Annotated in this window: 23 protein-coding genes; 12 read left to right on the top strand and 11 right to left on the bottom strand. The window is 63.4% G+C overall.

The annotated features are described in order from the left end of the window. Positions 1-74 precede the first annotated feature (74 nt). Positions 75-506: an OsmC family protein gene (locus K3163_RS13230; RefSeq protein WP_221554528.1), complete on the top strand. Its 432-nt coding sequence runs from the start codon at positions 75-77 to the stop codon at positions 504-506. Between the two features lie 62 nt (positions 507-568). On the opposite strand, the gene K3163_RS13235 is transcribed toward K3163_RS13230, so the two are convergent. Then, positions 569-1,411, bottom strand: coding sequence for a sterol desaturase family protein (locus tag K3163_RS13235; protein ID WP_221554529.1), 843 nt, complete (start codon positions 1,409-1,411; stop codon positions 569-571). A 108-nt stretch (positions 1,412-1,519) separates the two neighbouring features. Between K3163_RS13235 and K3163_RS13240 the strand changes: the two genes are divergently transcribed. After that, entirely contained in the window at positions 1,520-2,155 is a 636-nt protein-coding gene (locus K3163_RS13240; RefSeq protein ID WP_221554530.1) for a Crp/Fnr family transcriptional regulator, read from the top strand. On the opposite strand, the gene K3163_RS13245 is transcribed toward K3163_RS13240, so the two are convergent. Next, positions 2,152-2,856: an aquaporin gene (locus K3163_RS13245; protein WP_221554531.1), complete on the bottom strand. Its 705-nt coding sequence runs from the start codon at positions 2,854-2,856 to the stop codon at positions 2,152-2,154. The two genes, K3163_RS13240 and K3163_RS13245, sit on opposite strands and share 4 nt — an antisense overlap. After that, positions 2,823-3,473 carry a YqaA family protein gene (locus K3163_RS13250; RefSeq protein ID WP_221554532.1) on the bottom strand — a complete coding sequence of 217 codons (651 nt, stop codon included), beginning with the start codon at positions 3,471-3,473 and terminating at the stop codon, positions 2,823-2,825. Before K3163_RS13250 ends, K3163_RS13245 begins: the two co-directional genes overlap by 34 nt. A 235-nt stretch (positions 3,474-3,708) precedes the next feature. On the opposite strand from K3163_RS13250, the gene K3163_RS13255 reads away from it, so the two are divergent. The 6 genes from K3163_RS13255 to K3163_RS13280 all read left to right on the top strand — a co-directional run bounded on the left by K3163_RS13255 (position 3,709) and on the right by K3163_RS13280 (position 8,016). After that, a complete protein-coding gene (locus K3163_RS13255; RefSeq protein WP_221554533.1) occupies positions 3,709-4,203 on the top strand; it encodes a hypothetical protein in 495 nt (164 codons plus the stop codon). Further along, positions 4,187-5,521 carry a DNA-packaging protein gene (locus K3163_RS13260; protein WP_221554534.1) on the top strand — a complete coding sequence of 445 codons (1,335 nt, stop codon included), beginning with the start codon at positions 4,187-4,189 and terminating at the stop codon, positions 5,519-5,521. The genes K3163_RS13255 and K3163_RS13260 overlap by 17 nt, the downstream gene beginning before the upstream one ends. Positions 5,522-5,533: 12 nt before the next feature. Next, complete coding sequence (locus K3163_RS13265; RefSeq protein ID WP_221554535.1) at positions 5,534-5,821, top strand: hypothetical protein; 288 nt, start codon at positions 5,534-5,536, stop codon at positions 5,819-5,821. Next, positions 5,822-6,067, top strand: coding sequence for a hypothetical protein (locus K3163_RS13270; RefSeq protein ID WP_221554536.1), 246 nt, complete (start codon positions 5,822-5,824; stop codon positions 6,065-6,067). It abuts the gene before it with no gap. A gap of 198 nt (positions 6,068-6,265) precedes the next feature. Continuing rightward, positions 6,266-7,381, top strand: coding sequence for an OmpA family protein (locus K3163_RS13275; RefSeq protein WP_221554537.1), 1,116 nt, complete (start codon positions 6,266-6,268; stop codon positions 7,379-7,381). 95 nt (positions 7,382-7,476) lie between these two features. Next, the gene (locus tag K3163_RS13280) at positions 7,477-8,016 is read left to right on the top strand and encodes a superoxide dismutase family protein (protein WP_221554538.1); all 540 of its coding nucleotides are present in this window, start codon (positions 7,477-7,479) and stop codon (positions 8,014-8,016) included. Between the two features lie 9 nt (positions 8,017-8,025). Here K3163_RS13280 and K3163_RS13285 read toward each other — a convergent pair whose 3' ends face one another. The 7 genes from K3163_RS13285 to K3163_RS13665 form a co-directional block, all read right to left on the bottom strand. Continuing rightward, positions 8,026-9,609 (bottom strand): spinster family MFS transporter, encoded by a 1,584-nt coding sequence (locus K3163_RS13285; RefSeq protein ID WP_221554539.1) that lies wholly within the window; start codon positions 9,607-9,609, stop codon positions 8,026-8,028. Positions 9,610-9,613: 4 nt separating this feature from the next. Further along, the gene (gene queC / locus K3163_RS13290) at positions 9,614-10,330 is read right to left on the bottom strand and encodes a 7-cyano-7-deazaguanine synthase QueC (protein WP_221554540.1); all 717 of its coding nucleotides are present in this window, start codon (positions 10,328-10,330) and stop codon (positions 9,614-9,616) included. A 36-nt stretch (positions 10,331-10,366) separates the two neighbouring features. Then, positions 10,367-10,783 (bottom strand): hypothetical protein, encoded by a 417-nt coding sequence (locus K3163_RS13295; protein ID WP_221427428.1) that lies wholly within the window; start codon positions 10,781-10,783, stop codon positions 10,367-10,369. Positions 10,784-10,901: 118 nt separating this feature from the next. Beyond that, positions 10,902-11,807, bottom strand: coding sequence for an Hsp33 family molecular chaperone HslO (gene hslO, locus K3163_RS13300; protein WP_221554541.1), 906 nt, complete (start codon positions 11,805-11,807; stop codon positions 10,902-10,904). A 45-nt stretch (positions 11,808-11,852) separates the two neighbouring features. Beyond that, positions 11,853-12,818 carry an ornithine carbamoyltransferase gene (gene argF, locus K3163_RS13305; protein ID WP_221554542.1) on the bottom strand — a complete coding sequence of 322 codons (966 nt, stop codon included), beginning with the start codon at positions 12,816-12,818 and terminating at the stop codon, positions 11,853-11,855. Beyond that, positions 12,818-14,008 (bottom strand): aspartate aminotransferase family protein, encoded by a 1,191-nt coding sequence (locus K3163_RS13310; protein ID WP_221427425.1) that lies wholly within the window; start codon positions 14,006-14,008, stop codon positions 12,818-12,820. Before K3163_RS13310 ends, argF begins: the two co-directional genes overlap by 1 nt. Before the next feature lie 134 nt (positions 14,009-14,142). Continuing rightward, the gene (locus K3163_RS13665; RefSeq protein ID WP_221427424.1) at positions 14,143-14,934 is read right to left on the bottom strand and encodes a cold-shock protein; all 792 of its coding nucleotides are present in this window, start codon (positions 14,932-14,934) and stop codon (positions 14,143-14,145) included. 260 nt (positions 14,935-15,194) lie between these two features. On the opposite strand from K3163_RS13665, the gene K3163_RS13320 reads away from it, so the two are divergent. Together K3163_RS13320 and K3163_RS13325 are read left to right on the top strand one after the other, a co-directional pair. Next, positions 15,195-16,007, top strand: a complete 813-nt coding sequence (locus tag K3163_RS13320) for a TerC family protein (protein ID WP_221554543.1) — start codon at positions 15,195-15,197, stop codon at positions 16,005-16,007. Further along, positions 16,004-16,444, top strand: coding sequence for a protein tyrosine phosphatase family protein (locus tag K3163_RS13325; protein ID WP_221427422.1), 441 nt, complete (start codon positions 16,004-16,006; stop codon positions 16,442-16,444). Before K3163_RS13320 ends, K3163_RS13325 begins: the two co-directional genes overlap by 4 nt. On the opposite strand, the gene K3163_RS13330 is transcribed toward K3163_RS13325, so the two are convergent. Then, a complete protein-coding gene (locus K3163_RS13330; protein WP_221554544.1) occupies positions 16,445-17,863 on the bottom strand; it encodes an amidohydrolase in 1,419 nt (472 codons plus the stop codon). Between the two features lie 65 nt (positions 17,864-17,928). On the opposite strand from K3163_RS13330, the gene K3163_RS13335 reads away from it, so the two are divergent. Next, positions 17,929-18,330 carry a hypothetical protein gene (locus tag K3163_RS13335; RefSeq protein ID WP_247712678.1) on the top strand — a complete coding sequence of 134 codons (402 nt, stop codon included), beginning with the start codon at positions 17,929-17,931 and terminating at the stop codon, positions 18,328-18,330. Between the two features lie 9 nt (positions 18,331-18,339). Continuing rightward, positions 18,340-19,284 (top strand): sterol desaturase family protein, encoded by a 945-nt coding sequence (locus tag K3163_RS13340; RefSeq protein ID WP_221554545.1) that lies wholly within the window; start codon positions 18,340-18,342, stop codon positions 19,282-19,284. Positions 19,285-19,293 lie beyond the last annotated feature (9 nt).

A 19,293-nucleotide genomic window follows, 5' to 3' on the forward strand; every position in this document is an offset into this window, starting at 1 on the left:
CCGAAATCATGATGGCGATGTGACCGGAACCGAGGCTGCAATCATGCGTCGGGTTGGCGAAAGGAAACCGACATATGAAAACGACCAATACCGGCAGCGCGACCTACGAGGGCCTCGGCAAGGAAGGCAAGGGCCATGTCTCGACCGGCTCGGGCGCCCTCGCCGCCCAGCCCTATGGTTTCAACACCCGCTTCGAGGACGCACCCGGCACCAATCCCGAAGAACTCGTCGCGGCAGCCCATGCGAGCTGCTTCACCATGGCGCTGTCTTTCAAGCTCGCCGAGGCCGGCTTCTCCGATGGCCACGTAACGACCAGTGCCGAAGTGACGCTCGAAAAGCAGGATGGCGGGTTTGCCGTCACGAATTCGGCCCTGTCGACCAAGGGGAAGGTCCCGGGCATGGACCAGGCAAAGTTCGAAGAACTGGCAGCCGACGCCAAGGCGAACTGCCCGATCTCGAAACTTCTGAATGCTGAGATCACCCTCGAGACGCGCTTCGAGGGCTGAGAGATTTTGGCGGGTTAGAAAGGCCGGCCGGGAGGGTCGCAGAACCCGGCCGGCCTTTCCGTTCAGGCGACCTCGGCGGTCGCCCCCTCTCCAACCGGTTTTTCGATCTTGTTCTCGGGAAACACGGGCCACATCAGCTGCTGGCCGAGCGTGGCCGGTGCGAGGTTCTCGACACCGTAGCTCTTCGGGTAGCTACGCGTGATCTTGGCGGTGCCGAACAGCACGTCCCAGAAGAACAGAAGGTTACCATAGTTGCCCTTGTAGTGGGTCGCCTCGTCCTCGGCATGGCGGCCGTGGTGGGCATGGTGCGTGGCAGGCGTCGAGATCGTCCGCTCGACCACCCACATGACCGGCGAAAGCCATTTGATGGCGTACAGCGGCTTGTCCCAGGCGACGTCCGAATGGGCGCCGGTGATCACCAGCAGCTTCACCACGATGTAGCCCGCGTAGACCCAGCCGAGGCCGAGGTAGATCAGCACGCCCGACAGCCAGATGCCTGGCATCATCGCATAGTAGAACAGGTTGTTGCGGTACACGAGGCGCACGCTCATGTACTTCGCGTTGTGGTGCGCGCGGTGGAGGTTGTAGAGCCACGGGAAGGTGTGGCTCGCGCGGTGCCACCAGTACTGCATCATGTCGTCGAGGATCAGGAACAGCCCGATCGCGGCAAAGACGTTGATCCCGGCAAGCGCGCCTTCGTATTGCGGAGCCACCAGCCCTGCCAGCGCCGCCGACGAGAACAGCACCATCGGCTGGGTGAAGGCCAGCAGCACCACCATGCTGACTGCCTCGACGATCCCGTCGTCGCGGGTCTGCTCTTCCTTCGAGAACAGGTTCGAACGCCACAGCTCGAGCGCAGCGAAACCGAAATAGATCGCGATGATGGCAATGGTCGATGCAGGCATGGGTCTCTCCCCGGCAATCTTGTCGAATCTCCTCCTAGCCTTTACCCAGCCTCAATAATGTCGAGAATTTTACAATTGAGCGCGACTCGGCGCTCCCTGGTCACGCCGATGCTGTTTTCGGCGCTCGACAGCGCGCTCCAGGCGCACTTGATCAGGACCTCGCGAGAGCGGACATTTGCCGACGGACAGATCATCCAGCAGCGCGGCGATCCCGCCGACGGGTTCTGGTTGATCGAGGCAGGCGCGGTGCGCGTCGGCCAGTTCCTCCCCGATGGCGAGTTTCGTGCGGTGGCCTTGCTCGGTGCCGGCGATTCCTATGGCGAGCTCGCCGTGTTTTCCGGAAAGCCGCGGATCGTCGACGCCATCTCGCGCGGCGAGAGCCGGGTGCGCCTCATCGCGGCGCGGCCCTTTCTCGATGCGTTGGCAAACTATCCCGCCTCGACGCGAGAACTGCTGGGCGCCCTGTCCGAGCAGTTGCAGGACACGCTCTCGATCCTTGCAGGCCTGAGGCACGGCACCAACCCTGCACGCCTTGCGGGTCTGCTGTCGACCATGGCCGGAGATGATGAGGGTGCAGCGAGCGTTACAATCACCCAGCAGGAGCTCGCCGACCTTCTCGGCGTGACTCGCGCCACTGCCAATGCTGCGCTGAAGGACCTGCATCGTCGCGGGCTGATCGAGCGTGGCTACGGCCGTATCCGGATTCCCGATCCCGAACGCCTGGCACGCTTCGCGCTCGACTAGTCTTCCTGTTTCGCGGAGTTCACCAGCCATCCCGCGAGCGTCGTCGCCGCGATGGCTCCGGCAATTTGCGCAAGGACGAAGCCGGGAACGTCCGCGGGCGCGATACCGGCGAAGCTGTCGGACAGGCTGCGCACCAGCGTGATCGCGGGATTGGCGAAGCTGGTCGAGCTGGTGAACCAGTATGCAGAAGTGATGTAGAGTGCGACCGCCATCGGGATGGCCTCGGCCCTCGTGCGCAGCAGGACAAGGATCGTCAGTACGAGACCGAAGGTCGCCACGAATTCGCCTGTCCACTGGCCGAGGCCTGCTCGCGCCTTGGTAGAGAACTGCAGGATCGGCATGTCGAACATGAGATGGACGGCAAAGGCGCCGATCACTCCGGCCGCGACCTGGACGAGCACGAATGCCAGCGCCGGCCGGATCTCGATTTCGCGCCTGAGCGCGAAGGCCAGCGTCACCGCGGGATTGAAGTGGGCCCCGGAAATAGGCCCCAGCATCGCGATGAGGACGTAAAGGATCGCGCCCGTCGCCACCGTGTTGGCGAGCAGCGCCAGCGCGTCATTGCCCTGCGCCAGCGCCTCGGCCATCACGCCGGAGCCGATCACGCCCGCGAACAGGAAGAAGCTGCCGATCGCCTCTGCGGTCAGGCGGCGCGGGAGCGAATAGGTCACTTGGCCTGCTCGAGCTGGGCGCCGGAGCATACTCCGCCCTCTTCATCCTCGCTCCCACCGAGCTGCGTCAGCACCAGGACTCCGCCGACGACCAACACAACGAAGACCGTCGTCACGGTGCCGAGGTACTTGTCGATGACACGCTTGATCGGGGCGCCAAACACGCGGAACAGGATGCCCACGGTCATGAAGATGAGCGCGCGTGCAAACAGGCTCGAGAGCACGAAGGTGGCGAGGTTCATCCCCACGAAGCCCGCCGTGATCGTCAGCAGCTTGAAGGGCACCGGAGTCGCGCCCGCGATGAGGATTGCCTCGAAGTCGTACTCGTTGAGGTGGCAGGCCGCGACAGGGAAAGCCTCGGTTAGGCCGAGCATCGAAATCAGCCAGACGCCCACCGTGTCGTACAGCCCCCAGCCGATAGCATAGCCGAGCAGCGCGCCCGCCACCGACGAAAGCGTGGCGACGGCGGCGAACTTCACCGCCTTTTTCGGCTCGGCAAGGCACATGAGGCCAAGGAGCGGATGCGGCGGGATCGGGAAGAAGCTCGATTCGACGAAGCAGAAGAACGCCAGCCACCACACCGCATGCGGATGCGACGCCTTTTCCATCGTCCAGTCGTAGAGCCCGCGAAGCGGTTTCATGATCATTGCAGGAGAGGTCTCTCAGGGCAGATGAGGTGGCCCAAGGGTTAGGCGAGCGCCACAAGCTTGGCAATCATGTTGGAGCGCCTGTCCAACTAACCTATTTGGCACTTTTATCTTGACATCGTCACGCTATTTTGGCACATATAGAGAACATCGCGATAGTGTGATTCACTCGGAAAGGGCGGCCATTCGGTCGCCCTTTCGCGTCTGGCGGCTTCGCGCAACCGGGAGGCATGGCATGGCCGGACAACGCCGCGCTTACAAGGAGATGCGCCCGCAATTCCGCGAAGGGGAAAACGGCCGGGTTTCGACCAAGTGGCGCTCGCTATTCCTCGACTATCTCGCCGAGACATCGAATGTCACCGAAGCCGCGAAGCGCTGCGGCGCCAATCCGAGCAGGGCGTACAAGCTGCGCCGGACCGATCCCGAGTTCACACGCCAGTGGCGCGACGCATTGCTGGAAGGATACGAGCATCTCGAACTCGAAACCTTGCGCCGCCTTCGCGAGGGCGTTCCGCCGGACGGCCCCAAGTTCGATATTGCCAATGCGCTGAGGCTCCTTGCGCTTCACCGCGAAACCGTCGCCCGCGAGCGCGCCAAGATCGAGAACAGCGATGAGGCCAGCGTGCTCGCCTCGCTCAACCGCAAGCTCGAGGCGATGCGGCAGAACGAGCTTGCTCTGGCCGGCAGGAAACGGGCCAAACCGGACGGGGCGCATGAAGCTGGCGCCTGAGTTCCTCGCGTGGCTGCGCAATCAGGACCAGGCAACGATGCGAGGCCTCATCGCAGGGCTGGAAGAGCGTGAGCGTGCGGCCATCGCCTATGACTGGTCGCTCTGGGCCCGTGCCAGCCAGCTGCCGCCGGAGGGCGACTGGTCGTGCTGGCTCGTCTGCGCAGGTCGCGGTTTCGGCAAGACCCGCATGGGCGCCAAATGGGTCCGCGAGCAGGCAATCGGCAATCCCGATGCGCATATCGCGCTCGTTGCCGCCAATTTGGGCGAAGCGCGCGCCATCATGGTGGAGGGCGAAAGCGGGCTGCTCAACATCTGCCCGCCGATGTATCGCCCCGAGTTCGAGCCTTCGCGCCGCCGCCTCACCTGGCCCAACGGGGCAGTGGCAACGCTGTATTCGGCAGCCGAACCCGACACTTTGAGAGGACCGCAGCATTCGCATGCCTGGTGCGACGAGATCGCCAAGTGGTCCACTGCATCGGACCGCGCAACGCAGGCTTGGGACAATCTGCTCATGGGCCTGAGGCTCGGTGACGATCCGCGGATCGTCGCGACGACCACGCCGCGACCGGTGCCGCTGCTGCGCCGCCTCATGCTCGAGGAAAGCTGCGGGCTGGTGGAAGTCACGAGGGGCTCGACATTCGACAATGCCGCCAACCTCCCCGCCGCCTTCATCGGCACGATGGACCGGCAGTTCGGCGGGTCGACACTCGGGCGACAGGAACTGGAAGGCGAGATGCTCGAGGATGTCGAGGGGGCCTTGTGGACCCGCTCGCTTCTCGAGGCCTGCCGTGCGGATACATCCGCCGAGGCTGCGGTGCGCGTGGTGGTCGGCGTCGATCCGCCTGCAAGCGCGCATGGCGATGAATGCGGGATCGTAGTCTGCGCTCTCGACGAGGCAGGCGAAGGCCGAGTGCTGGCCGATTGTTCGCTCGGCCCCGCCTCGCCCGAACGCTGGGCGCGCGCAGTCGCCGAAGCTGCCGCCGCCTGGAACGCCGACCGCGTGGTGGCGGAAGCGAACCAGGGCGGCGCGATGGTGGCAAGCGTGCTGCGCGCCGCCGACGTCTCGCTGCCCCTGAAGCTGGTGCACGCGAGCCGCGGCAAGGCTGCGCGCGCCGAACCGGTCGCCGCGCTCTACGAAGCCGGGCGGGTTCGCCATGCCGGCATGTTCGCGAGGCTGGAGGACCAGCTCTGCGGGCTGATGGCAGGCGGCGAGTACGAGGGCCCGGGCCGTTCGCCCGACCGCGCCGACGCACTCGTCTGGGCACCTACGGAACTAATGCTCGGCAAGGTCTCGCGGCCCAAAATTCGAAATCTCTAGCAAGGAATTCCCATGTCATTCCTCTCCAGCCTCGCCACCGCCTTCAAGGGCGGAGGCCAATCGCGCGTGCCTGTCTCGCGCGGCTTCGTCTCGCCCTGGGCGAGCGCCTTCGACGTCACACCCGCTCGCTCACCATTCGACTATTCGCGCGAAGTGGGTGAGGCCTATCTCGCCAATCCCGTTGCCCAGCGCGCGGTCCGCACCGTCGCGGAAGGGGTCGGCGGTGCGCCGATCGCCTATCCCGACGAGAGGCTCGAGCGGCTGGTCGAATGTTCGTGCGGGTCGCAACCGCTGCTGTAAGTGCTCGCCGCGCACCTCGCGCTTCATGGCAATGCCTATGTCCAGATCGTGAAGGATGCGGCGGGCGTGCCGGTCGAGCTCTATCCGCTGCGTCCCGAGCGCGTGCAGGTGGTGGCCGGAGACGATGGCTGGCCGAGCTACTCCGCGCCGCTCGATCCGGATGGCGGCAGCACTATCGATGTAGAGGCGCGAACAGCAATTTCGGAATTGATTACCCTATTGAAGGCGTTTGGGATTTTTTCCTGACAAGCAGGGAACTAGGCCCCCTGCGCAGCGTTTGGGCAGCGTGATGGGAGAGACCTCTTTCCAGATTTCGCAACTATCGGTCGGGAATCGCGACATTCTTGCAACAGTTCCTGCCCAAAGGCCGCTTGCCAGTGAGACAAGGCAAAGTTAGATAAGTTTCACTCGGTGGCTCCAATTCGCAAAAAGGGGAAATAAATAATGCGGAAATTCGTCATTGGTATGGCGATGGCCTCTACGGCCCTTGCATCGCCAGCCCTAGCCCGGGACAATTCTTGGTACATCGGCGCCGAATTCGGCCCGATGATCGCCGAGGACATGACCCTCAACGACACCTCCGACAGCCAGCCTCTCGCACCCAGCCTCGGTATCGACTACGACACCGGCACGGGCTTCGACGGTGGTGGCTTCGTCGGTTACGATTTCGGTGCATTCCGTCTCGAAGCTGAAGTCAGCTATCGCGACGCGGATCATGAAGAAGTCGCCATCGAAGGCGTGGGCAACTTCCCCGCTCTCGATGAAACCAACTCGCTCGCGTTCATGCTCAACGGCATGTTCGACTTCGGCGACGACGACGGCATCCAGGGTTACGCCGGTGCTGGTATCGGTGTTGCACGCACCAGCGTCGAAGGCGAAATTCTCGTTCCGACGCTGAACACGAACCCGCGGATCGACGACTCGTCGAGCGACCTCGCATGGCAGCTCCTCGCTGGTATCCGCGCTCCGCTGACCGACAACATCGACGTCGGCCTGCGCTATCGCATGTTCACCGCAGAGGACGTGACGCTGGTCGACAACTTCGGCGACGAGCGTGAAGGCAAGTGGCGCACCCACTCGATCATGGGCACGCTGAGCTACAACTTCGGAGCTCCGCCGCCGCCGCCCCCGCCGCCGCCGCCGCCGCCGCCGCCGCCTCCTCCGCCCCCGCCGCCTCCGCCGCCGCCGCCTCCGCCGCCGGCTCCGGTTTGCCAGCAGGGCCCGTACATCGTCTTCTTCAACTGGGACGAGTCGGACATCACTCCGGAAGCGGCAACCATCCTGGACAACGCGGTTTCGGCATACGCCAACTGCGGCACGGCTTCGGTCATGCTCGCTGGCCACACCGACACCTCGGGTTCGACGCAGTACAACATGGGCCTTGCCCAGCGTCGTAACGCCTCGGTCCGTGACTACCTGACCGCCCGCGGCATCCCCGACGGCCGGATCAGCAGCGAAGCATTCGGTGAAAGCCAGCTCCGCGTCCCGACCGCAGACGGTGTCCGCGAACTTCAGAACCGTCGTGTGGAAGTCACCTACGGTCCGGGTTCGGGCATGTAATTCACTCGCAAGAGTTGAAATTCGAGAAGGGGCCGGAGCGATCCGGCCCCTTTTTCGTTGGAGGTAGGAATGTCTGGATCAGGTAAGGACCAAGTATGACCCGCAAAACCCTCCTCGCGTCTCTCGTATTGGGATCGGCGCTCACTTTCTCGGCCTGCTCGACGATCGGCGACCTGCCCAGCGAGAGGATCGCGGAGGCACAGCTGAATTTCGCGAACGGGCTACCAGCCGGAACGGCTCAGCTCATCAGCAACGGCCAAACCCTTACACTTGCCGCAGTAGCCACCGGGCTGGAGCCCGGCGAGCACGGCTTTCACCTTCACACGACTGGAAAATGTGAAGCACCCGGGTTCACCAGCGCGGGCGGACACCTCAACCCCGCCGGACGCGAGCACGGTTCGCTGAACCCCCAGGGGAAGCATCTGGGCGACCTCCCCAACCTGGTCGTTGGAGCCTCGCGTACAACGCGTGCCGAAGTCGATCTTGGAGAAGACAGCGCCGAGCTTCGCGCCAAGCTATTCGACGCTGATGGCACGGCCATTGTCATCCATGCCGCGGCCGACGACTACACGAGTGACCCCGCGGGCGATGCGGGGCCTCGCGTAGCTTGCGGAGTCGTCACGCGAGTGAGCTAAGGCCGCTCTTCAGACCTCTTCGCCAGCCGCCCGAGCACGCTCGATGACTGTCTGCTCGGCCTTGGGCACGGTGCGATAGGCGACGAGCAAGAGCAACAGGCCGATCGGAACTGCTATCAGCAAGCTTAGACCGCCGGTCGACAGGCTTCCGGACATCGTCGAGACTTGGCCAGCCATGTAGGGGCCGAGGGCAAGGCCCACCAGGGTGGTCGATAGGAAGAAGGTGGCAGTGGCAGTGCCTCGCATCCTCGGCAGCACGAGGTCCTGCGAGGTTGCCGCCGCAGCTCCGAGTGCCGAGCTTCCGAAGAGCGATTGCAAGAACGCGACGATGTAGAAGGTCGTCGTATCCTGAGTGGTGAACATCACGTAGAGGAACGGCGCCGCTCCAACGAGACCGAACGCGACCACGATAAGCCGGCCTGCTGCAAGACGCTTGCGCAGGAAATCGGCCATCCAGCCGCCCATAATCACCCCGAGGAAACCGCCAAGGGCGCCGGGACCGCCGATCCACCAGCCTGCAGTGGACGGCGCTTCGCCGAGGATGCGAATGGCGTAGGGAGCGGCCCAGAACGAAGCCGCATAGGACATGAATGCGACCATGCCGTAGCCAAGAATGGTCGTGAGAAAGGCAGGAGTGCCCCAGATCAACCTGAAGGTCGGTTCGTCACGACCCTTCAGCGTCGTCGCCCACGAGAAGATGGCATAGTAGCCGATGCCAACCGCTCCCCATTGCTGAGCGTTGCCGGTGAAGTCCGCCATCAACCAGGCGATGCTGCCGATAGCGAGCGCTCCCGCGAGGTTGATGGCAAGCCCGCGGGCACCGCCCTGAGCAGCACCGATCAAAGTGAAAGGCGGAATGACTGCGACCAGTTCCCTGAAGAAGCCGCGGAACGGATCCTTCGGTGGCGGAGTCACGATGCCTTCGCTCTGGCCGCGCAGAGGCTCGCGCAGGGTGAATACGAGCAGGGCCAGCAACAGGCCGGGCAAGCCTACGATAATGAACGCGGCCTGCCAGCCTGCCAGGCCGAGAGGTGCATCCACCGGATAGGCTTCGTTCCAGTTCTCGACGATAGCTCCGCCGATCAGCAGCGAGACGCCGCCGCCGATGTAAAGCCCCGACGAGTAGATCGCGAGCGCGGTTGCGCGCATCTTCTTCGGAAACCAGTCGGAGATGAGTGAGTATGCACTCGGGCTGGCGGTCGCCTCGCCCACGCCGACGCCGATGCGCGCAACGCTGAGTGTGGCAAAGCTTTTCGCAAAACCGGAAAGCGCGGTGAAAGCGGACCATATTGCGAGGCCGGCAGTCATTAGCCGTACGCGGTGCCAGCTATCGGCAAGCTTCCCGAGCGGGATACCGAAGAGCGCATAGAATACGCCGAAAGCCGTGCCGTAGAGAAAGCCGATCTGGTCGTCGCGCAGGCCGAGGTCGGCCTTGATGTCCTCGGCGAGGATGGAAATGATATTACGGTCGACGAAGTTCAGGACATACACGACCACCAGAATGCTTAGTGCATACCAGCTGTAGGCCGGGACCTTGGTCTCCTCCTCGCCTGCTGGAATGTTGGTTGTTTCGGCAGACGTGGGCTGGCTCAATTCTCTACTCCGTCAATGCGGGGGCATCCTTCGAATAGACGGTCGTATCGACAAGACCCGCCTCGGCAAAGCCTTTTCGCCGCAGACGGCAAGAATCGCAGGCTCCACAAGCCGTTCCTTCGGGAGTCGGATCGTAGCAGGACCAACTCCAGGCTGGATCGAGCCCGAGACGATGGCACTCGCGCACGATGTCCGCCTTGCTCATGTCCTGCAGAGGGGCATGGATGTTGAAAGGCTCTCCCTCCACGCCCTGCTTGGTCCCCAGCCTCGCGGTTTCCGCAAAGCTGGCGATGAACTCGGGCCGGCAATCGGGATAACCGGAATAGTCGAGCGCATTGACGCCGATGAAAATGTCGCGCGAGTGGGAGCTCTCGGCAAATGCAGTTGTCAGGGCAAGGAAGACGAGGTTGCGTGCGGGAACGTAGGTGACCGGGATGTCATCGCCCACGCCATCCTTGGGCACATCGATATCGTCGGTCAGCGCGGATCCGCCGAACCGGCGGAGGTCGAGGGGGAGTTCGACATGCCGGCGGACACCAAGCTTCTCTGCAATCGCCTTCGCCGACTGCAGCTCGCGGATGTGGCGCTGCCCATAATCGATAGTCAGGGCGTGGACCTCGAAGCCCCGCTCCTTCGCGATCGCAGCCGTGACCATGGAATCGAGCCCGCCCGACAGCAGGACGACAGCGGTTCCGGTATCATCTGGATGTGAATTGCTCATGCGCGCCAGCTAGGCGGTGATGCGCCAATCGGCAAGTCAGCGGCAGGCACCCGTCCGCCTGGCTTCCGCCGAGAACTGGAATGGACGCCCATCGACAATGCCCTGGCTATCGATCTGGACAAGGCCAGCCGATTCCTTGCGGATATTGGTCCGGCCGTAGCCATTCCCGGGGCAGGTATATTGCACCGTCACTTCGTTGCTACCATCCTCGACGACGAACCGGTTGCAGCCGGTCTCGCTATGGCGGATCTGGATAAGCTCGCGTCCGCTGCGCAGGCAAATCCTGCGCGGCGGGGTCCCGTCGCGGAAGCGCAGTTCCCATCCACCGCGCTCGAGAGAATCCAGCATGGCGAGCGAGGATTGCGCTACGACCGGCGCGCCAAGAAAGGCAGCAGGGATCGCCGCCGTAAGCGCGAGCGTTCCAAGCAACTTTCGATTCGACACGATCTTCATGGGACATTCTCTATCACAATTGGTGCAGCGCAGTATTTCCGAACATTGTAAATCTCGCCGATGAACCGTTCTGGAACAGCGGTAAACCGAGTTTGGCGGCTTTGTCGGGGTCGAAAAACTAAGCTTCGATCGGGAACTTGCGAGAACAGAACGCGCAATCGACCATGATTATCCCGTTCTCGTCACGCATTTCCTGGCGGTCGGCTTCGGGAAATTTCGACAGCACGTCGACGTAATGCTCGACCGAGCAGCGGCAGCCCTTCTCGGTCGTGGCCATGCGCTCGATACGCACCTCGTCCTCTTCATGGAAAAGCCGCCAGATGATCGCTTCAAGCGACAATTCGGGATCGACAAGCTCGTCATATTTCACCGAACCGCCAAGGATCGCGACATGCTCCCATTCCGGGTGATCGAGGCGCGCGTGCAGCCGCTCGCGTCCCTCTTCGCCGTCGGGCAGATGCTGGACCAGCATACCCGCAGCGAGGCAATTGTCGCCTTCCGACCTGACAGCAGTACGGATCAGCGTCGGCACCTGTTCTGACTGATAAAAATAGGTTTCGCATGCTTCGGCCAGCGTCTCGCCCTCGAGAGGCACGATGCCCTGATAGCGCCCGCGCCCCTTTGCCACATCGAAGGTGATCGCGAGATAGCCCTTGCCGAACAGGGCGAAGAGCGAAGGATTGGCGCCCAGTTCGGACAGCCGTGCCTCGTCGAAATCGACGTAGCCGCGCAGTTCGCCCCCACGATAGTCGCACACTAGGAGGTTGACCGCCCCTGCCTCGGTCTGAGCCTGCATGGTCACCTGCGAACCATCATCCTTGAGCAGCGATCCCATCAGGGTGGCGAGCACGAGCGCCTCGGCCAGCAGATGTGTGATCGGCGCCGGGTATTCGTGAGCCGAGAGGATTTCGTCGAGTGCCCCGTCGAGGCGCACGATGCGCCCGCGGCTATCGCGCGAGGGAATGGTGAAGCCGAGCGTGCGGCCCGAATATGTCTCGTCAGTGGCGGGGGAAGTCTGCGTCATGCGGGCGCATATGGGAGTGCACCGGCGTCTTGAACAGGGGTGCGCCTATCCGCCGAGCAATCCGAGGCTCCACAGCAGGATCGATTTCTGCGCGTGGATGCGATTTTCCGCTTCGTCGAAGACCACCGATTGCGAGCTTTCGAACACTTCCTCGGTCACTTCGTCTCCCACATGAGCGGGCAGGCAATGCAGGAACTTTGCATCCGGCTTTGCGAGGGTCATCAGCTTCCCGCCAACCTGGAACGGTGCCATGGCTGCAATCTTGTTGTGCGCATGGTCCTGTCCCATCGAAACCCAGGTGTCGGTGACGATGATGTCCGCGCCCCGCGCCGCTTCTTCCGCGTCATGGGTGATCGTGACTTGCGAACCGCCATTGCGGGCAAGCTCTACGAATTCCATTTCCGGCTCATATCCCTTGGGCACGCCGACACGGACATTGAACTTGAAGATGCCGGCTGCCTCGAGGATCGAATGCAGCACATTGTTGCCATCCCCCAGCCATGCGAGTTCGAGACCGGGGAGCGCCTTCCCGTGCTCGACCATCGTCAGCAGGTCGGCGACGATCTGGCACGGGTGCGACCGGTCGGTCAGCCCGTTGATGACCGGCACGCTCGCGTGATGCGCAAGCTCCTCAGCTTTTGCATGATCGTCCGTCCGGATCATGATCGCATCGACCATGCGGCTCAGCACGCGCGCGGTGTCAGCGATGCTTTCACCGCGTCCGAGCTGGCTCGTACCGGAATCGAGGATTAGCGCCGAGCCGCCGAGCTGGCGCATCCCGATATCGAAGCTGACCCGCGTGCGGGTCGAATTCTTCTCGAAAATCATGCCGAGCACGTATCCCGCAAGCGGAGCATCCGCGTCGGGTTTGCCCTTCGGCCAGCCCGCGCGCGCTGCCTTGCGGTCCTGTGCATCAGCGAGCATCGCGGCGATCGCGTCGCCCCCAGCATCGCCGAGGTCGAGGAAGTTCCTGACCACCGGCGCGAGGTCGAGCGCGTCGCCGCCCGCCATCAGCTTGCCTCCGGATCGAAGCTTGCCGCGCCGGCGGAGAGCTTGTCCATGAACTCGTCGAACTCGGCATCGTCCGCCACGAGCGGCGGCAGGACACGGAGCGTCTGGTCACCCGCGGCGACGGTCAGCAGCTGGTGGTTGTCGCGCAGGTGGACGAAGAAAGGCCGGCTTTCGACCTTCATGCGGATGCCGAGCATGAGGCCCTTGCCGCGCACGAAGTCGAACAGCTCGGGATAGTTGCCGATGAACTGCTCGAGGCGGCTGCGCAGGCGCTCGCCTTTCTCGGTGACCTCGGCGAGGAACTCGTCATTGGCGACCGCGTCCATCACGGCCATGCCGGCAGCCATGGCAAGCGGGTTGCCGCCATAAGTCGAACCATGCGTGCCAAAGCCCATGCCGCGCGCCGCCTTCTCGGTCGCGAGACAGGCACCGATGGGGAAGCCTCCGCCGAGGCCCTTAGCGCTGGCCATGATATCGGGCTCGATGCCGTAGTGTTCGTAAGCATAGAGCTTGCCGGTACGCGCGACGCCGCACTGCACTTCATCGAACACCAGCATCAGGTCGTGCTCTTCGCACATTGCCTTGAGCCCGTGGATGAACTCGTCCGAAGCGGGGCGGATGCCGCCCTCGCCCTGGATCGGCTCGACGAGGAAGCCGGCGGTCTTGTCGCTCACAAGTGCCTTCGCGCTTTCGAGGTTGTCGAACTCGGCATATTTGAACCCGGCGAGCATAGGGTAGAAACCCTTGTGCATCTTCTCCTGGTTCGAGGCACTGATGGTCGCCATCGTCCGCCCGTGGAAGGCGTTGGTGAAAGTGATCAGCTCGGTGCGGTTCGCATCGCCGTCCTCGTGCTGGTGATAGGCGCGTGCGGTCTTGATGGCCGCCTCGACAGCTTCGGCACCCGAGTTGGTGAAGAACACCGTGTCGGCGAAGGTCTTGTCGACGAGGCGCTGTGCCAGTTCCTCACCCTGCGGGCTTCCGTAGAGGTTGGAGACGTGCATGAGCGTCGCGGCCTGCTTCTGGATCGCGGAGATGAGGCCCTCGTGGCTGTGACCGAGGAGGTTCACCGCGATGCCGCTGGCGAAATCGAGATAGCGCGTGCCGTCTTCGTCGATCAGGTGACAGTGTTCGCCTTTCACGGGGCGAACGCCGCAGCGGGGATAAACGGGCATCAGCGGGCTGATCGACATTGTCTTGCTAGGCTCCTCAAAAGGTCAAAGACAAATGGCGGCCCCGGGAAGGGAGCCGCCATCTGCGTGTTTGCCAGCGATCTATTCCTTCGCGTGGGGCACGTCAAACCCGTCGCGAAGCTCTATCCGGTACCTTATTCGGCAGGGACCAGATTGACCGCGGAATACTTGCCGCGTCGGTCGACCTCGAGGTCGAACTCGTAACGTTCGCCCTCGTTGATGGCCGAAAGGCCCGAACGTTCGACGGCGCTGATGTGAACGAACGCGTCCGGCTGGCCGTCGTCACGCGTCAGGAAGCCGAAGCCCTTCATCGAGTTGAAGAACTTGACCGTCCCGGTCGCTTTCTCGCCAGTGAGTTCACGGCGAGGCGCTTCGCTCTTCGCTTCGACGGGAATCACGTCGCCAACGACCTGGAGATCCTGTGCGGAAACCTTGCCGCCGCGATCTACGAGGTTGAATTCCAGCTCCTGGCCTTCTGCAAGACCTTCGAGACCGGCGCGTTCCACGGCGCTGATGTGGACGAAGATATCCTCTCCGCCGCCTTCCTGCTGGATGAAACCGAAGCCCTTCTGCGAATTGAAGAACTTCACCTGGCCCTTGCCGGTGCCGACGACCTGTGCGGGCATGCGGTTACCACCGCCGCCTCCGCCGCCACGCGGGCCGCCGCCAAAGCCGCCGCCGCGATTGCCGCCGCCGAAGCCGCCGCCACCGCCGCCACGGTTTCCACCGCCGCCGCCATAGCCGCCACGGTCTCCACCGCCGAAACCACCGCGATCGCCGCCGCCGAAGCCGCCCCGGTCACCGCCTCCAAAGCCACCGCCCTGGTCAAAACCGCCGGCAGGAGGACCACCGAACGGATCGTAGCTGTCTTCGCCGATATTATCCCGCTTGTCCCGTCCGCGGCGCCGCCCTCTGTCGTAACCCATAGTCCGTAAAATACCTTGTCGCGCAGCCAAGTAATCATCGCGAGCGTACGTAGGCTGCAAGGCGTACCACTCGCATGCGGGTCGGGGATTCCTAGACGAAACCCTCCCGCACCATCTTGGGGCATAGCGCGATTCTTCGCATCATGCGAATAATTTAGCCCCGCCCGCCTGTCTGCCGCACAATTGTGACATTTTCGCAAGGACCTGCGCTCATCTGTTTCACTTGCAAGGCGGGGCGGGGTTGGGCACGGAAGGTCGCCATGGATCTCATCGCCCTCTTTTCCGATCCGGCCGCATGGCTGGCTCTGCTCACGCTCATCGCGCTCGAAGTTGTCCTCGGTGTCGACAATCTGATCTTCATCGCGATCCTCTCGAACAAGCTGCCCGAACACCAGCAGCAGCGGGCCCGGCGGATCGGTCTTTCGCTCGCGCTCATCATGCGCATCGGGATGCTGATGCTGATCGGCTGGCTGGTCACTTTGCAGGCGCCGCTGTTCGACCTCGGGATCGAGGGCCAGCCCGGGCCCTATGGCGAGCCCACGTTCGAGACGGCGTTTTCCGGTCGCGACCTGATCCTGCTGGCGGGCGGGCTCTTCCTCCTGTGGAAGGCGACCAAGGAAATCCATCACTCGATGGAACCGGAAGACAACTCGGGCGACCTGCTCGACAAGACCCCCGGACCGGTCGATGCGGTCAAGGCAACCTTCGGTGCGGTGATTGCGCAGATCGTCGCGATCGACCTCGTCTTCTCGGTCGATTCGATCCTCACCGCAGTCGGCATGACCGACGAGATCCCGATCATGGTCATCGCAGTTGTGATAACCGTCGGCATCATGATGGTCGCCGCCGATCCGCTGGCCAAGTTCATCGAGAAGAACCCGACGCTCGTCATGCTCGCCCTGGCCTTCCTCGTGATGATCGGCCTCGTCCTGATCGCAGACGGCTTCGGCTTCCACGTGCCTAAGGGATACATCTATGCGGCGATGGGTTTCTCGGTGGGCGTCGAGATCCTCAACATGCTCCAGCGCAAGCGCAGGACGGATACGCCCCAACCAGAGGGACCGAACCAGTGAGCCAGTTCAAGACCATCACCGACAACTTTCTCGCTTCTCCGCAAATCATGCCGGAGGATATCGAGCAGGCGAAGGCAGAAGGCGTCACCCTCGTCATAAACAACCGGCCCGACGACGAGGCGCCCGACCAGCCGGCCGGGGCCTTGATCCGCAAGGCAGCGCTCGATGCCGGGATGGACTACAAGGCAATTCCCGTCAGTTCGGCCGGCTTTTCGATGCCGCAGGTGGACGCGATGGCCGAGGCGCTGGCCGGCACGACGGGCAAGACGCTCGCCTTCTGCAGGAGCGGGACGCGCTCGACGCTACTCTGGGCCCTCTCGCAGGCGAAGAACGGGGCCGACCCCGCGACGATCGCGGAACAGGCGGAACGCGGCGGCTACAATGTCGCGCCGGTCCGCCCGACCATGGACATGCTCGCGGGCAAGTCTTCCGACTGATTACTTGCGGTAGTCGAGCGGGGGATCGCGATCTCCCAGCAGCGAGACATATTCGTAATCCGCGCCGCGCGATGCGTCGAATTCGGCACGCGCCTGCGTGCGAAGCTCCGGATTTGTGAACAGTTCGACCGCCATCAGGGTCATCGCTTTGGCGGCATGCTGCGCACCTTTCTGGCCTATGGAATGACCGCTGGCCGCCACTGCCTGCCAGCTGTGCGCACTCGTCCCGGGCACCCAGGTTGCCGTCCTCACGCCAACGGTCGGCGTCGCCCATGATACGTCACCGACATCGGTCGAGCCGTAACCCAGGGTCTTACTGTAGGGCTGGACCCGCTGCGCTTCCTCGAGCGGGATCGCGTTCTCTCCAAAGCTTTCCGAGATCGTTTCCGCCCATGCGCGCTCTTCGGGCGTGTATTCGATGCCGCCGAGCGATCGCAGCTTCCTGTCCATGACGCGGGCGAGTGTCTCGTTCACGAGCAGCGGGTTGTTGCCGTGGATGATCTCCCAGTCGACCTCGGTACCGGTGCCGAGCGCTGCGCCCTTCGCGGTGGCTTCGAGACGGGTCCACAGTGCGCGCACTTCGTCCGCATCCGAATGGCGGACATAGTAGAAGACTTCCGCGAAGTCGGGGATCACGTTCGGCGCAGCCCCGCCCTCGGTGATGACGTAATGGATGCGCGTATCCATGCTCGTGTGCTCGCGCATCATGTTGACCATCATGTTCATCGCCTCGACCCCGTCGAGCGCGCTGCGGCCGCGTTCGGGGGCACCTGCAGCATGGGCGGAAACTCCGCGGAAACGGAACTTGGCCGAACGGTTGGCGAGGCTGGTGCGCGCCGCTGCGCTGTTCTCGTCATCGGCGTGCCAGTGGATCGCGATATCGACATCGTCGAACATAGCGGCGCGGGTCATGTAGACCTTGCCCGAACCGCCCTCCTCGGCCGGAGTGCCATAGAGCCGGATGCGGCCTGGCGTTCCGGTCTGCTCGAGCCAGCGCCTGATCGCGATCGCGGCGGTGAGCGAACCAGCGGCAAACAGGTTGTGCCCGCAGGCGTGGCCTGCCCCGTGTTCCGATTGCTCGCGTGTCGCAGATGCGGTCTGGCTGATGCCGGGGAGCGCATCGTATTCTGCAAGGATGGCGATGACCGGACCTCCCTCGCCCCATTCGGCAAGGAAAGCGGTGGGAATATCGGCGATGCCCGCTTCGACAGTGAAGCCCTCGCTCGTGAGTTCGTCCTGCAGGAGCCCGCTCGACCGGGTCTCGAGGTAACCGAGCTCGGCCCAGTCCCAGATCTGCTTCGCGACGCGATCCGTGCGCTCTTCCTGTGCCGCGACCTCGGCCAAGGGGTCGGCAGTCTGTGCAGCAAGCGGCACGGCGCTCGCCATGGCAAGGCTGGCGAAAACGGCGGTTGTCCTCATATCTCTTCTCCCCGATTGCAGCGATGCTTGCCGCAAACCGGCGCCCGTGCCAATCGATCAATGCAATGGAACTGCCGCCCGCCCTTCTCCAATTCCTCGGCTCGCTCGCCGCGATCCTCGTTCTTGCCGCCATCGCTTGGGGCCTGAAGCTGGGTCCCGAGCGTAAGCTGGCGAGCGAGGAAGACACCCGCGCCGCAGCGGCAGAAGCGGTCGATGGATTCGTCGCGACCGACATCGCTCGCGACCGGGACGGCAGGGCCGCGCTGCTTGCGGATCACGGCGGCCGGATCCTGCTCCTCCGTTCGCACGGGACACATATGGCCGGGCGGGTACTGACCCGGGAGGCGAGCGCGCAGATCACCGATGGCGCGCTCTTGGTCGACACGGGCGAGCGCCGTTACGGTGCCGTGCGGCTCGAGCTCGACGATCCTCAAGCTTGGGTTAAGCGCATCGAGGCTATAGGATAGCGCCACGACATGCCTGATTTCTCGCCCACTGAATATGCCGTGCCCGGCTTCGTTGCGCTGGTCCTGATCGAGATGATCTGGGCCTGGCGGCGCAATCCCAGTGCGTACGAACCGAGGGACACGCTCACCAGCCTTGCCTTCGGACTGGGCAGCACCGTGGCAGGCCTCCTGTTCGGCGGGCTGTTCTTCGCGCTCTATCTCTTCCTGTGGGAATACCGGTTGTTCGACATCGGCTGGGCCTGGTGGGCATGGATCGCCTGCTTTGTGCTCGACGATCTCAAGTATTACTGGGTTCACCGATTCGGTCACCGGGTGCGCTGGTTCTGGGCGAGCCATGTGAACCACCATTCCAGCCAGCACTACAATCTGAGCACCGCGCTCCGCCAGACATGGACCGGCTTCCTGACGCTGGGCTTCGCTTTTGCCCTGCCGCTGGTCCTGCTCGGCTTCCACCCGGCGATGATCGCCACCTGCGGCGGGTTCAACCTGATCTACCAATTCTGGATCCACACCGAGGCGATCGACCGCATGCCGCGCTGGTTCGAGGCGGTGATGAACACGCCGAGCCACCACCGCGTGCACCACGCGACCAATCCGCGATATCTCGACCGAAATTACGCGGGCGTCTTCATTATCTGGGACAAGATGTTCGGCACTTTCGAGCCCGAAACGAAGGACGAGAAAATCCGCTACGGCATCGTCAAGCAGCTCGGCAGCTTCAACCTGCTGTGGGCCGTCTTCCACGAGTGGATCGGCATCGCGCAGGACATGTGGCGCGCACCCTGGAAGCACAAGCTATCCTACCTGCTGCGCGAGCCCGGCTGGACGCACGACGGCAGCCGCCAGACCAGCGACGAAATCCGCGAGGCGTGGCTAAAGCGCGCCTTTATCGACTCCGGGGGCAAAACAGTTTCGGAAGAAAACCCGATTGCGGGCGAGGCCGAGCCTGCCTAACCTCTCGAA

It is taken from the genome of Qipengyuania xiapuensis, from assembly GCF_019711395.1.
Taxonomy (GTDB): domain Bacteria; phylum Pseudomonadota; class Alphaproteobacteria; order Sphingomonadales; family Sphingomonadaceae; genus Qipengyuania; species Qipengyuania xiapuensis.